General features: G+C 52.4%; 9 protein-coding genes. 2 read left to right on the top strand and 7 right to left on the bottom strand.

Annotated elements, in window-relative coordinates; translation table 11 throughout:
• The gene (locus OC443_RS24975; RefSeq protein WP_200797012.1) at positions 1-495 is read right to left on the bottom strand and encodes a DUF3990 domain-containing protein; all 495 of its coding nucleotides are present in this window, start codon (positions 493-495) and stop codon (positions 1-3) included.
• A gap of 505 nt (positions 496-1000) precedes the next feature.
• Between OC443_RS24975 and OC443_RS24980 the strand changes: the two genes are divergently transcribed.
• Entirely contained in the window at positions 1001-1249 is a 249-nt protein-coding gene (locus OC443_RS24980) for a SymE family type I addiction module toxin (RefSeq protein WP_200797011.1), read from the top strand.
• Between the two features lie 138 nt (positions 1250-1387).
• Here OC443_RS24980 and OC443_RS24985 read toward each other — a convergent pair whose 3' ends face one another.
• Complete coding sequence (locus OC443_RS24985) at positions 1388-1726, bottom strand: hypothetical protein (protein ID WP_143169487.1); 339 nt, start codon at positions 1724-1726, stop codon at positions 1388-1390.
• Between the two features lie 2 nt (positions 1727-1728).
• Positions 1729-5877 (bottom strand): RHS repeat-associated core domain-containing protein, encoded by a 4149-nt coding sequence (locus tag OC443_RS24990; RefSeq protein WP_262021771.1) that lies wholly within the window; start codon positions 5875-5877, stop codon positions 1729-1731.
• A 438-nt stretch (positions 5878-6315) separates the two neighbouring features.
• Between OC443_RS24990 and OC443_RS24995 the strand changes: the two genes are divergently transcribed.
• Positions 6316-6564: a hypothetical protein gene (locus OC443_RS24995; RefSeq protein WP_073586646.1), complete on the top strand. Its 249-nt coding sequence runs from the start codon at positions 6316-6318 to the stop codon at positions 6562-6564.
• Positions 6565-6782: 218 nt separating this feature from the next.
• Here the strand turns inward: OC443_RS24995 and OC443_RS25000 are convergent, their stop codons facing one another.
• The 4 genes from OC443_RS25000 to OC443_RS25015 are packed head-to-tail and all read right to left on the bottom strand — an operon-like array spanning position 6783 to position 14044.
• Positions 6783-7061, bottom strand: coding sequence for a hypothetical protein (locus tag OC443_RS25000; RefSeq protein ID WP_073586645.1), 279 nt, complete (start codon positions 7059-7061; stop codon positions 6783-6785).
• Positions 7058-11989 (bottom strand): DUF6531 domain-containing protein, encoded by a 4932-nt coding sequence (locus OC443_RS25005; RefSeq protein ID WP_073586644.1) that lies wholly within the window; start codon positions 11987-11989, stop codon positions 7058-7060. Before OC443_RS25005 ends, OC443_RS25000 begins: the two co-directional genes overlap by 4 nt.
• Positions 11986-12945 (bottom strand): DUF4123 domain-containing protein, encoded by a 960-nt coding sequence (locus tag OC443_RS25010; RefSeq protein ID WP_073586643.1) that lies wholly within the window; start codon positions 12943-12945, stop codon positions 11986-11988. Before OC443_RS25010 ends, OC443_RS25005 begins: the two co-directional genes overlap by 4 nt.
• Positions 12938-14044, bottom strand: coding sequence for a DUF4123 domain-containing protein (locus OC443_RS25015; RefSeq protein ID WP_159440403.1), 1107 nt, complete (start codon positions 14042-14044; stop codon positions 12938-12940). Before OC443_RS25015 ends, OC443_RS25010 begins: the two co-directional genes overlap by 8 nt.
• Positions 14045-14077: the final 33 nt, after the last annotated feature.

Genomic DNA, 14077 nt, shown 5'->3' on the forward strand with positions numbered 1-14077 from the left:
TTAGCTTCCATTAATTTTATATTTATCAAACAAAGCTGCCGCCTTTTTCGAGAAAATAGCCGTTTGACTTCCTATACTTATAGGAGATTTTCCTGCTCTTACTGGTCCGGGATTCGCAACCATCGGGCCACTAACTGCATCATAGGAATGTGTTAAACCTTTATTTCTGCCTTTTGTAACAAAATCAGCCCACTCACTATCAGCCGAGTCAAATACTTTCATATTTAGCTTATCAAGTTCCGAGTTCGGAATATCAAATTGAGTTATTGTTGGGTGCTTTCTCTTTCTAGCCCAATCAGCGGCCTGCTCAGGATCTTTCGTAACGTAAAAGCCACCCTTACCAGCAGGATTAAAGTCTAAATTATTCCGGCCTTTGGATGGGTCTATAGGACCTTGAATATCGCCAGCATGGTAAAACGTAGTAACATCATCACCATGATCATGACTTTCTAGTACTAACCCCAACGGATCCACAAACCCAACCGGATTCCCCACATACCCCTGCGGCCTCAATCCCCCCGCCATCCCTATGGGGTCTTAGGGCATATCCGGATGCAGTCGTACTTATTTATGCATCTAACCCATTGAACTCACATCACTTTTAAAGAGAAGCCGCGCCGGATATTACATACTGTTAACCCTGTTTTGCCGAGACGCACTTTTTCAGCTGCAACCAGTATAACTGCGGCGTCAGCCGCTGTGAACGCCCTGATTTCAGAACCATTCAGCGCAGCACTGTTACCAACAATGCAAAACTGATCCAGTTGTTTTCACGATGGTACCTTTTCGGATAACACCCTGTGAAATCAACAACTCCCATGAATCAGGAAGAACATTCACGGATGAATGTTCAGGTTTTTCAGCACAGGGAGGTGCTTAAAAAACCGGTTCCGGCCAGCGCTCAAAACAGTCAGAAATTCAAAGCAGTTTTGGTTCCTTTTCCTGCGTGAAAAGGAACTGGGGCGCGTGCACCACAAGCCGTCTGGCTCTGAAAAACCAATTGCGCACCACACGATACCACTCCGGTTGGGATCTTCCGGAAAAAACAACATCTGAAGAGAAACCCCACGGCGATACCAGCACCCCGGATATTCATCTCAAGGGCAAGTGGCTGCGCGAGGCCGGGTTTGAGACCGGCACGCCCGTTACCGTCAATATCGCCGGGGATTGTATTGTGCTCATCCCCGACAGTCCGCAGGAGCAGGCATTGCGCGAGCAACTGGCGCAATTAAAAGCGGCGCTGGGGTGAGTTGGGTGAATAAAAAGCCGGGATGGTGATCCCGGCTTCGAATCTTTAAGGATTGATAAAATGTCTGTGACACAGAATGCTGAACAGTCTCAAATAATAAGCTGGAAAAATCGAGGAGATCTTTCCGGTTAAACACGATTAATATTTTCCTGTTCTCATAAAATATTCAAGACTTTTAATAAAATCCTCTCTTTCTTTTGTCTTTTTTATATCTAACACAGTTACAGCTTTAATCTTACCATTTTTATCATATTCATTTTTTTGCATTACAAGAATAAAATATCCATTAGGTGTTCCTTCTGGTTCATATCTTGAATCAAAACTTAGCCCCATAATTTTATTACTACCACCAATTAAGACAGATCCATAATAATATTCAATGAACTCTTCAACAGGATCAACTTCATAGAAGTTATTTATATTTATACTCCATCCTGAAGGGATTCTAAGCCTCTGTATTTCTACGTTATTTTTCACAATCACCTCACACTAGGTATATATTTTCTCACTTGGGCTAGAGATGCAGGAAAACTATGGATTACGGGTACACCTGTCTTCGTCATTTCTATTCTAACCCAATCAGTTAATTGTCCACCATTATATCCTACTGGTCCAGTAGGATTTTTATAGAACATAAAACGGGTTCCACCATGCTCAAATACATTCCCATTTCTAATTGCATCATAAGCAGCCTGCTTTTCAAATCCAGCTACCTGTTTAGCATATTCGGGTAAATATGATGCTTCAGGATCTCCTTTTCTAGCCCCTTTGCCTAAACTGAGGGATTGGGCCTCTTCAGGTGTTTTAGCTTGGATGTGTTTTACTGCGTGATAATCACCAGGTCTCTGAGCATTATATACGTCAGTCCTTAAACTCTTACGATTATGATAACCATCATGACTTTCACCCACCAATCCCAGCGGATCAACAAATCCAACAGGATTCCCCACATACCCCTGCGGCCTAATCCCTCCCGAAAATCCAATAGGATCCGGACTTAAATACTGCCCGCTATCGGCATCATAGTAACGGTTAAGATTATAGTAAAGCCCCGATTCTGTATCTTCAATCTGGCCCTGATAACGCAGGTCACAGGTGATGGCATCGTTGGCGACTTCTTCCAGATAACCACGGTTGACCTGGGTGCGCTGCTGCTGGTATTTGCCCCACAGATGCTGGTCGCCCTGCCACTGGATTTCTCCGTCTGGTGTGCACAGCTCCTGCGGCGTTCCGGCATGGTCAGTGACAATATAATGCAAGCGCTCGCGTCCGGAGTCATGGTCGGTGGTAATTTGCGCTAATGGCCTGAACGTATCCGGTTCATACAGATATTCGGTGCTGCTGAGCGCCGTGCCATCGGCGGTGATTTTACTCTGCTGCACCACGGTGTTGCCGTCCCACAGATAATGGGTTTGCTGCTGAGTTCTCTCGCACTCTTTGGCGATTCTGCGCCCGAACGGGTCATAGCGGTAGCGGTAACGTCTGCCGTCCGGCAGTTCGATATGTGTTAACCGGTCTTCATCATTCCAGATAAACCGCGTGGTCTGCGGGCGGAAGCCGTCTTTAGTTTCGGTTTTTAATGTCACCCGGCCGCATTCGTCATAGACGTATTTAAACCGTCCGGTTTCCACCACCCGTCCGGCTTTATCGTAGTCACGCTGCTGGCGTTTCAGCCGCTCATCGGCCATCGACACCACATTACCCGAGTATTCACTGCCGGTGCCGGTTTCATTGAGGTTCAGCTCACTGTCATAACCGAACAGCTGCACAAAACTGGCTTTGGTTTCCCAGGATTTGCGCTGGCGCACCGCGCTGATTTGCCCGTTCGGATTGAGGGTAAACTCAGTGTGACCGCGGCGTTTGTCTTCTATTCCGGTCAGCTGGTCGAGGGCATCATACTGATATTGCCGCAGCACAGTGCCGCGCCCGGCCTGAGCGTAACCGGCGCCGAGGCTCTGGCGGGTTAACAGCCCGGTGGCGCTCCAGTCATGGAACAGGCCAAAACCGGCCTCACTGGTACGCGAAGATTCCTGACCGCTGGCATGATAAGCAAATTTCAGCGGGTCGTGCTCACCCATATGCAGCTGCATCAGCTGTTGCTGCTGCCACTGATACGCGCGCGCGGTTTGTGTGCCGTTCATCGCGGTGCGTCTTCCCGCCGCATCGTATTCATGGGTAACCGGCGTGCCGTTGAGGTTTTCACTCAGCAGCAGTCCTGCCGGGCTGTAAGCCATCTCTACCCAGGCATCGCCGTTCTCAGCATATTTCAGCCGGGCCGCTTCATCATATTCATACCAGCTTTTTCCGGTCGGATCATCATGGTGGTCAAAGCTTTGCGCTTCCAGTAAGCGCCCGCACACATCGTACTGATAATCGAAGCGGTGACCGTCTGGTTTGACGCGCTGCACCATTCTGCCTGCCGGGTCGTAACTGAAGCTCTCTTTGCGCCCGTCATAATGGCGCTCGCTGGCAATCCGGCCCAGCGCATCGAATTCATACAGCCACTGGTCACCTTTACTGTTGGTCACCCCGGCAAATTCCCCTTCCGGGTTGTAGTGATAACGGGTCGTTGCACCCAGCGCATCGGTGACCGCTCTCAGCCGGTCAAAGGCGCCATATTCAAACTTCCGGGTATGGCCCAGCGCATCAGTCACTTCCGTCAGGTTGCCTTCAATATCGTAACTGAACCGGGCGGTGGTCCCGTCTTCGTAAATCACCTGCGATGGCTGACTGTGTTTACCGTCGTAACACCAGCGACGCACCTGTTTGTTGTCACTTTCCCGTTTAATCAGCCGGTCCAGCGCATCATAATGGAACGTCATCCCGTAGCCGGTGGCCGGCTCAATCCGTGTCAGCTGGCCGCGTGCGTTGTACTGATAGCGCGTGGTGCTGCCATCCGGCCCCATGGCCGACTCACGCAGCCCGCTGCGGGTATAGGTGTACTGCCATGACCGCCCGTCCGGGTCGGTGATTTTTGTCACATCGCCCTGGCGGTTGTGCTCATACAACCAGCTGGCACCGGCCGGATTCATATATCCTGTCAGCCAGCCGGTGTCGTTATAGGTATACGTGTGTACGGTGCCATCCGGTAAGGTGACCGAAGTGACATTGCCCCAGTCATCATGGGTATACGCGGTGGTTTCCCCGGCTGCGTTGGTTTCACTGACCAGCAAATCCCCCTGCCACTGCTGGGTGGTCTGATGGCCTTCATCATCAACAATCACCGACGGCAGGTTACGCGCATCAAGGTGATAAGCCGTCACCCCGCCAAAGGCGCTTTTATAGTAGTGGATATGATTGTCATCGTCATAACGCAGCTGGTCGACCCACAAATCATCCGCGCAGCGCGTTGCCACCACCCGGCCCCGGTCATCAAAATCATGCTCAACCCAGGTTTTCGCCAAATCATTCCAGCGAATCAGTTGTCCGGCTTTGTCATACTGATAGTCAAAGTTACACCCCGGCTCACCACGCACCGTGGTCAGGCGGCCCTGCGGGTCGTAGCGGAAACTGACCAGCTCGCGCAGCGGCTCTTTCTGCGCATTGCACAGTGTCATCCGCGTGATGCGCCGGCGCTCCGTCTCAACCTGAACCAGCCGCTCATCACTGAGCATCACCCATTTGAGGGTGCCGCGCTCATACAGAAACGCATTCTCATTGCCATAAGCATCACGGATACGGGTCAGGCGCAGCTCACTGCCAACCGCATGCTCAAACCAGTATTGCAGCCCGTCTTTGTGTTTTAAAATCAGCTCGCCGCAATCGCCCCGGTGCAACTCCCACTGTGGCATCTGCGCCGAGCGGGTCGGTAAATCCTGCCACGGCAGGTCAAACACCGTCTGATTGTCATCCATATCCGTGAAGGTGACTTCCTGACCGGTCACAGTCAGGCTCCGGTCCCAGCCACTGCGCCACTGGGTGCCGGTCAGGCCGGTGAAACGCTGGCCGCCGGAGTGGTAATAGCGCTGATGCGCCAGCGGCAGCAGCCCGGCCACGGTAAAGTCGGTGCGCTGCTCATACATTTTCCCGGTCAGCAGGTCAATCGGCTCACCACCTTCACATTTATGTGCTGTTGGCCCCTCACCACCTTCAATACACTCGTGTGTTGCTGGGTTTTCTTCTTTTGCCTGCTGCGCTTTATGCTGGCGCTCAACCGCAGCCTGGTCGGCGTCCTGCTTGTGATAATTCTCTTTCCCCGCATTGGTACTCTTGGGCGTCTCCAGCGTCTTTTTCTTATACGGGGTGCCGGTTTTATGCGTCACCACCTTTTCGACAAACTCATCCACCTTCGACTTGATTTTACCGGTCATCTCATCGATTTTGCTCTCCAGCTTCTTCATCGCCTCAACCAGTTTGACGAACGCATCCTTCATCAGCACCATCGCCCAGTTGTTGCTCTTGTTCACCGCATCCGTCAGCCCGGCAATAATCTCCTGCAACAGCTTCTTCGCTTTCCCGGCATACTCATCCAGCGTGCTGCCGAACTTCTTCAGAAACTTCACCAGATTCCCGTTCGACAGGCTGCGCAGAATTTTTATCGCCTTCTGAATCACCCGGGAATCCGCTTTCTCCAGCGCGTTGATAATCGTCTTGCCGGTCTTTTTGGTCGCATCTCCCAGACCCGGCACAAAACCAATCGATTGTATAAGAAAAAACCAGATGGATATTTCAACTACTATTCGTAGAGATTTGAACCCGGAAACATGCTATGTGTGTTCAGAAATTAACCCTCACAAAATCACGACTCAGATCACACTTCCTAATACTAAAACCATACTTTTCTGCCTTGAATAAAACCTCCGGCCCGATTAATCTACCCCCGCACTGCCAAAAACAGTGTCGGGCGTAGGAACCCCGTATTACGTAGATTCACTGGGATCGGCTTTTAGTCGATTCCAGTGTATGCTTTAGCATATCTGAATTATGGTGAGCTGAGTGAGGGCGCTTCCGCGCGCCGTTGTCTACGTAACGGTAGTTCCTAACCTCGCTCAGCTCGCCACCCAGAGCGTAGGAACCTTTGTGTAGCGATTTCTATTAATTGTCACAATACGTAGAGAGGCTTTGCTATGCCTAAATCAAACTATTTCCATCATGCCAAACTCACCCCGAAACAGGAAAAACGGCTTTTCAACCCTCAAGAACCACAAGTGAATGACACCGACTTGAATATTCACCACAAAGCCCGTGAATATCTGATGTTAATGCAGGCTGTTCTTTCCAGTCATCCCCAGATTGAATACCGGGATTTATGGCAGATTCAGGTGTTTATTCATAATTTGATCACGGATTCTGAGCGTGAGTATCTGGCTGAGTAAGCTTGGTATTCTGCTATGTATTCACAGTAACTTGTTAACTCATGCACGGCGGCTGCCATAAATATCGACGAAAATTGTATTGCGCTCCTCCCGCAGGAGCAGGCACTGCGGGCTCACCTGGTGCAGTTAAAAGCGGCCTGGGGTGAGTTAGGTAAAACAGCCGGGAGGTTGATCCCGGCTGTTGGTTTTTGCTTCGATACTTTTACGGATCAGTTAGGCTAGTTTCTCGAGCGCTTAATTTCTTTTAATAATTTTTTTTTAAAACTAGCAATCAGATTAGTCCACTCCTGATAACTGAGACCAGCTATATAATAATCTCCCAGCCAACGAGGATGACAACGAGATATTAAGTTTTCTAACGCTGATATTCTCTCTGCATGATTTGTTTCAAGATGTTCGACCTTATAATACATATCTTGAATACTCTCAGCTTCTTCTTCATAAGAAGAATGTTCTAATAAACTACATATTCGTTCAGTGTGTTCTTTTAAATTCATAGTAGCTCTGTTGCTCCTGAATATTTACCACCGGCAGTAACGATCTGCCAACCACCTCCAACTTTATCTTGTCCCCATTGTAGTTGAGGTGCGACTTTTCCTTCCAGAAGTACTTGATCTCTTGTAAGGGCGACCTTTCCTTCATAAGTTGCTGAATTATTTGGCGGCAATGCTAAATTAGCACGTCGTTCTGCTGCTGTTGCCCCTGCTGAACCCCGAGTAACATAAACTTGCGACGCACTACCTGGCGTATGCTCTGTTATAGTAAATACATCTCCAGCTTTTCCTCGTGACGCATATATTTGTCCATCAAAACTGTTAACTGTATCGTGCTGAATTTGTTTATTTAACCCACGACTTTTTAATAGTTTTCTCGCTGAGTTTCTCGATATTGCAACCTTTTCGTTATCTTTTACTGAGCACTCAGTCAACCCCAACGGATCGACAACCCCAAGCGGATTAAATACATACCCCTGCGGCCTCAAGCCCCCCGCCATCCCTATGGGGTCCGGACTTAAATACTGCCCGCTATCCGCATCATAGTAACGGTTAAGATTATAGTAAAGCCCCGATTCTGTATCTTCAATCTGACCCTGATAACGCAGGTCGCAGGTGATGGCATCGTTGGCGACTTCTTCTAAGTAACTGCGGTTGACCTGCGTGCGCTGCTGCTGATATTTGCCCCACAGATGCTGGTCGCCCTGCCACTGAATTTCTCCGTCTGGTGTGCATAATTCCTGCGGCGTTCCGGCATGGTCAGTGACAATATAATGCAGCCGCTCGCGCCCGGTGTCATGGTCGGTGGTGATTTGAGCCAGTGGCCTGAAAGTGTCCGGCTCATACAGATATTCGGTGCTTTGCAGTGCGGTGCCGTCAGCGGTGATTTTACTCTGCTGCACCACCGTGTTGCCGTCCCACAGATAATGGGTTTGCTGCTGAGTTCTCTCGCATTCTTTGGCGATTCTGCGCCCGAACGGGTCATAGCGGTAGCGGTAACGTCTGCCATCCGGCAGTTCGATATGTGTCAGCCGGTCTTCATCGTTCCAGATAAACCGCGTGGTCTGCGGGCGGAAGCCGTCTTTAGTTTCGGTTTTTAATGTCACCCGGCCGCATTCGTCATAGACGTATTTAAACCGCCCGGTTTCCACCACCCGTCCGGCTTTATCGTAGTCACGCTGCTGGCGTTTCAGCCGCTCATCGGCCATCGACACCACATTACCCGAGTATTCACTGCCGGTGCCGGTTTGATTGAGGTTCAGCTCACTGTCATAGCCGAACAGCTGCACAAAGCTGGCTTTGGTTTCCCAGGATTTGCGCTGGCGCACCGCGCTGATTTGCCCGTTCGGATTGAGGGTAAATTCGGTGTGACCGCGGCGTTTGTCTTCTATCCCGGTCAGCTGGTCGAGGGCATCATACTGATATTGCCGCAGCACAGTGCCGCGCCCGGCCTGTGCATAACCGGCGCCGAGGCTCTGGCGGGTTAACAGCCCGGTGGCGCTCCAGTCATGGAACAGACCAAAACCGGCCTCACTGGTGCGCGATGATTCCTGACCGCTGGCATGATAAGCAAATTTCAGCGGGTCATGTTCGCCCATATGCAGCTGCATCAGCTGTTGCTGCTGCCACTGATACGCGCGGGCAGTCTGAGTGCCGTTCATCGCGGTGCGTCTTCCCGCCGCATCGTATTCATGGGTAACCGGCGTACCGTTGAGATTCTCACTCAGCAGCAGTCCCGCCGGACTGTAAGCCATCTCTACCCAGGCATCGCCGTTTTCCGCATATTTCAGCCGGGCCGCTTCATCATATTCATACCAGCTTTTTCCGGTCGGATTGTCGTGGTGGTCAAAGCTCTGCGCTTCCAGTAAGCGCCCGCACGGGTCATAGGCATAGCGGTAGTGATGACCATCCGGTTTGATGCGTTTGACCATCCGCCCGGCCGGGTCGTAACTGAAGCTCTCTTTGCGCCCGTCATAATGGCGCTCGCTGGCAATCCGGCCCAGCGCATCGAATTCATACAGCCACTGGTCACCTTTACTGTTGGTCACCCCGGCAAATTCTGCTTCCACATTATAGTGATAGCGGGTTGTCGCACCGGTCGGGTCAGTCACCGAGCGCAGTTTATCAAACGCCCCGTACTCAAACCAGCGGGTATTGCCCAGCGTATCCGTGACGCTGGTCAGGTTACCTTCAATATCGTAACTGAACCGGGCGGTAGTCCCGTCTTCGTAAATCACCTGAGACGGATTCAGTTGCTTCCCTTCATAACACCAGCGCCGCACCAGCTTGTTATCATTTTCCCGTTTAATCAGCCGGTCCAGTGCATCGTAATGGAAGGTCATCCCATAGCCCACTGAAGGCTCAATCCGTGAAATCAGGCCGTGTTCGTTATACTGGTAACGCGCCGAACTGCCATCCGGACCGGTCACCGACTCACGCAGTCCCCGGCTTGTATACGTGTACTGCCATGACCGCCCGTCCGGGTCAGTCACTCGGGTTAAATCACCCTGCGGATTATGTTCATACAACCAGCTGGCACCCGCCGGATTCATATAGGCTGTCAGCCAGCCCTGCTCATTGTATGTGTAAGTGTGCTCTGCGCCGTCCGGCTGTAATACCGAGGTCACATTGCCCCATGTGTCATACTGATAAGCCTGCGTCTCACCCAGCGCATTGGTTTCACCGGTCAGACGATCATCCTGCCACTGCTGCTCTGCCCGGTGACCCGCCGGATCAACAATCGCCACCGCCCGGTACTGTTCATTCAGATGGAATTCAGTGATCCCGCCAAAGGTACTTTTATGATAGTGAATCCGTTTTTCATCGTCATAACGCACCTGACCACTCCAGTAGCCTTCGGCACAACGGTTATCCGTGACCCGGCCCCTGGCATCATAATCATGTTCGGCCCAGGTTTGCGCCAAATCCTGCCAGCGGGTCAGGTAGCCTTCTTTGCTGTACTGATAGTCAAAGTTACGTCCCGGCTCACCACGCACTGACATCAGCCAGCCCTGCGCATCATAGGTGTAGCGGGCCAGCTCGCGCAGCGGATTTTTCAGCCCGTCACATAATGTCAGGCAGGTGATGCGCCGGCGCTCCGTCTCGACCTGAACCAGCCGCTCATCACTGAGCATCACCCATTTGAGGGTGCCGCGCTCATACAGAAATGCATTTTCATTGCCATAAGCATCACGGATACGGGTCAGGCGCAGCTCACTGCCAACCGCATGCTCAAACCAGTATTGCAGCCCGTCTTTGTGTTTTAAAATCAGCTCGCCGCAATCGCCCCGGTGCAGCCAGTACTCCGGTTTCTCTGCCGACTGGGTGGGCAAATCCTGATACGGCAGAAGAAACTCAGCCGTGGTGTAATCTTCATCAATAAAAGTCACATCCGTATCATTGACCTGAAGACAGATATCCCAGCTGCTGCGCCATAACGTCCCCATCAGCCCGGTTTCCCGGCGGCCAGTCGAATGGTAATAACGACTGTGAATCAAAGGCTGGAAGCCTGCCAGTACAAAGTCCTGCCGGGATTCAAACACCTGCCCGGTCGACACATCAACCGGATCGTCTTTACAGACAACCGGATCTTTCTCTTTAGCTTTGACCTTATCAACCGGATCGTCTGCACAGACTTTTTTATCTTTCGCTTGCTGCGCCTCATGCGTTTTCTTCACTTCGGCATCATCCAGATCTTTCTGACGGTAATTCTCTTTCCCCGCATTGGTACTCTTGGGCGTCTCCAGCGTCTTTTTCTTATACGGGGTGCCGGTTTTATGCGTCACCACCTTTTCCACAAACTCATCCACCTTCGACTTGATTTTGCCGGTCATCTCATCGATTTTGCTCTCCAGCTTCTTCATCGCCTCAACCAGTTTGACGAAGGCATCCTTCATCAGCACCATCGCCCAGTTGTTGCTCTTGTTCACCGCATCCGTCAGCCCGGCAATAATCTCCTGCAACAGCTTCTTCGCTTTCCCGGCATACTCATCCAGCGTGCTGCCGAACTTCTTCAGAAACTTCACCAGATTCCCGTTCGACAGGCTGCGCAGAATTTTTATCGCCTTCTGAATCACCCGGGAATCCGCTTTCTCCAGCGCGTTGATAATCGTCTTGCCGGTCTTTTTGGTCGCATCTCCCAGACCCGGCACAAAACCAATCAGCACCAGTACCCCACCGGCCCAGTGCCAGAAATCCAGCTCGTCTTTGGTGCAGGTATCCCAGCCCCAGCAGCCCAGGTCATATAAATCCATCGCCTGACCCACCACCGGCACAAACCCCAGCGCAATTTCACAAAACAGCAGGATTGCGGTGTTATCGTGCGCAAGCCCCGCCATCTCCCCCGCCAGACTGCTGTGAATCTTGTTCACCGCCTTGCGCAGCGCCATCGAGCCGTCGTTAATCTCATCCAGCAACTCATAATAGCGCTTGTAAGCCGGTTCATATTTATCCGGAAGAAACCCGCCCGAGAGCTTGCGGTCAATATCGATATGCGAGTCCGAGCTGTCATCCGCATCATATTCCAGATATCCGGCCCGGTTGAGAGTCGCATACAACGCAAAATACTCCCCCGCCAGCACCGCATATTTGGGGTTCTTCTGCAATACCGGGTTGTTGTCCATCACATCTTTGGGCCTGAAGGTATCTTTACCTTCACCCAGCATCAGGTCATACGCGCCGCAGCCCATGTCCTTGACTTTCAGCAGACCGTTATCATCGGTTTTACCGGAAACCTCGGTTTTGTTACTGTCGGTCAGCACCACGTCCGCCCCGGCAATCGGCTGTTCATCGTCATAGTGATAGCGGATAAACAGCTCACAGCCGCATTTCACGCAGCCACAGTCCAGCACCTTGTCGGTGGAAAAATTCTGGTCGGCCGCCTGGGCACTCGACATAATATCGGCTTTCTTCTGCTGATTACTCTTGCTCATACAACATCTGACTCCTCATTCTCTTCATCCAGTGCGTCCAGCGCCCGCTCTACCAGCCGGCTCATCCGGTCCTTCTCACCTATCATCTCCGGCTCACCCAATATCGCCTGCGCCCACGGCCGGGTGATAAAATCCTCTCCCACCACAATCGTCAGGGTCAGGTATTTCAGCAGCTCCGGATGGTCACCAAAACCATGCTGCTTCGCGCGGGTTAAATGGGTGTATAAATAGTCATCAAACTGCGCTTCATCCCAGTCCGCCGTCTCTTCACTGTGATGCGCCTGCAAATGCTGCTGATAACTGCGGTAGTGCTGCTGCTCGGTGCGCAGCGTCAGCGCCTTATCCTGCGCCTCAGTCAGTACCAGCGGTAACGGCATCGTCGCGGCCAGTGCCGTGTCCGGCGGGGTATCAAACGACAGATAATCCACCTGCGATGCCCCCGGCTGCCAGTACGCCACCGCGCCCAGCGGCCCGCGCAGATGATGGCGGCTCAGGCTGCCGCTTGCCTGCCACAGCGTTGTAAACACTTCCCACTCACTGATGCGCAGAATCACCGGCCCTTCCTGCGGGTGGTCGACCATCGTCCAGGCCCGCAGGTGGCGCAGCACCATCTCCATCTGACGCTCAGGCGAATGGGCCAGCAGTGACGGGTCAATCCGCACCGCCATGCCCCACGTCGCCTGCGTTGCAATGTGCGCTTCAAACCAGTCCCACGATTCAGCCGTCAGCAGGTACGGCGACAGAGCCGCGTTCTGCGCCCCCACCTGACCCCAGAACAGCCGGTTGTGCGCCGGGCTGTCCTGCCCTTCCGCAAAAGTCATCACATCATCATTGACCGAGGCTTCGGCCACCAGCAGCCAGCCGGGCTCTGTCAGCATCTGCTGCCAGTCCGCCAGCGGAATTTGGACCGGCTCAATCCCGGTCAGTGTGCCTGTATCAGGCGGGGTGTCATGCATGGTCAGGCTCCGTCGGGTTCTCAGGGTTGTCAGGGAAATCAGGATTGTCAGGGGAATCATCGAAAGCAGCCGTTAAACAAACCGGCCAGTCAGCGCTGCGGTAAGGGGCCAGTTCATCGTCCCGGCCCCGGAACTGTGTGTCGAACTCGCCGGTTGCTTCACGCAGCGGGTAGAAATTACGCAGCCGGACAAACTCCGGATGCCGGTGATAGCCATCACCCAGATAAAAGCGGTATACCGCAAAAGTGCGCCGCGCCAGTAAATCCGCAGACGGGTACAGAGACTGCGCCAGCGCCATCCCTTCTTCATATCCGGCCACCACCGCCTCGCGCGATAAACGGCCCTCACCGGGCAGCCAGCTGTCGCGGGGGTTGTGACTGTTATTGGCAATCAGGCGGGCATATAAATCATCAAGAAATGCATCCAGCAGTTGCGGGTAATACAGCTCGTCATATTGCGGCTGGGTCAGGTGCAGCGGGAAATCATCAAACGGCGTCAGTGCCGGTTCAGTATCCGCAGTGGTCAGCGGCTCAACCGGGGCGAGTTTGAGTTTGTGGTTATCGTCGGTGTTATCGCGCTGTGGCAGGTAAAGGTGGGTGTGGTTGCCGAAGAAACGCAGCCGCTGCGCCGGGGTCAGAATCCGGTGCCAGACAGGAAATACCGCCGGATCGTACCAGCGTGGCATCACATATGATTCGTCAGGATAATAGCAGTCGGCCCACGGCCGCCAGTGCGCTTTGAGCGATTCGAAATCACCGTCCCAGACTCCTGCCAGCCCGAACCCGGCCGCTTCCGGTTCGTATTCATCCAGCCAGTAGAACAGGGTTTCAGCCGGATTTCCGTCGGCAATACACATCAATACCGGCGATACTTCCGCCATATATTGCAATGGTGTACCGCGCAGCAGCTCGCACCACTGCACGTCATCGCGGTATTTCATCGTATCCCAGAATTCACTGGCTTCTTCAAATTTCAGCCGGTCATATAAAAGGTAAAAAGTTTTTCCTTCAGCGGCAGTCAGAACTTCAAACAGTGTCTGCAAATCACTCACAACTTCATCACCTAACGTCTCCGGAATGACCGGAAATAACAAAGACACCGTCCACCGATCTGAGGGCGATGTCATGAAAAA

The sequence above is a fragment of the Vibrio quintilis genome, from assembly GCF_024529975.1.
GTDB classification, from domain to species: Bacteria; Pseudomonadota; Gammaproteobacteria; order Enterobacterales; family Vibrionaceae; genus Vibrio; species Vibrio quintilis.

Coding starts and splice junctions, on each gene's coding strand:
- OC443_RS24995 (WP_073586646.1), top strand. CDS start 6,316: ATGCCTAAATCAAACTATTTCCATCATGCCAAACTCACCCCGAAACAG.
- OC443_RS25000 (WP_073586645.1), bottom strand. CDS start 7,061: ATGAATTTAAAAGAACACACTGAACGAATATGTAGTTTATTAGAACAT.
- OC443_RS25005 (WP_073586644.1), bottom strand. CDS start 11,989: ATGAGCAAGAGTAATCAGCAGAAGAAAGCCGATATTATGTCGAGTGCC.
- OC443_RS25010 (WP_073586643.1), bottom strand. CDS start 12,945: ATGCATGACACCCCGCCTGATACAGGCACACTGACCGGGATTGAGCCG.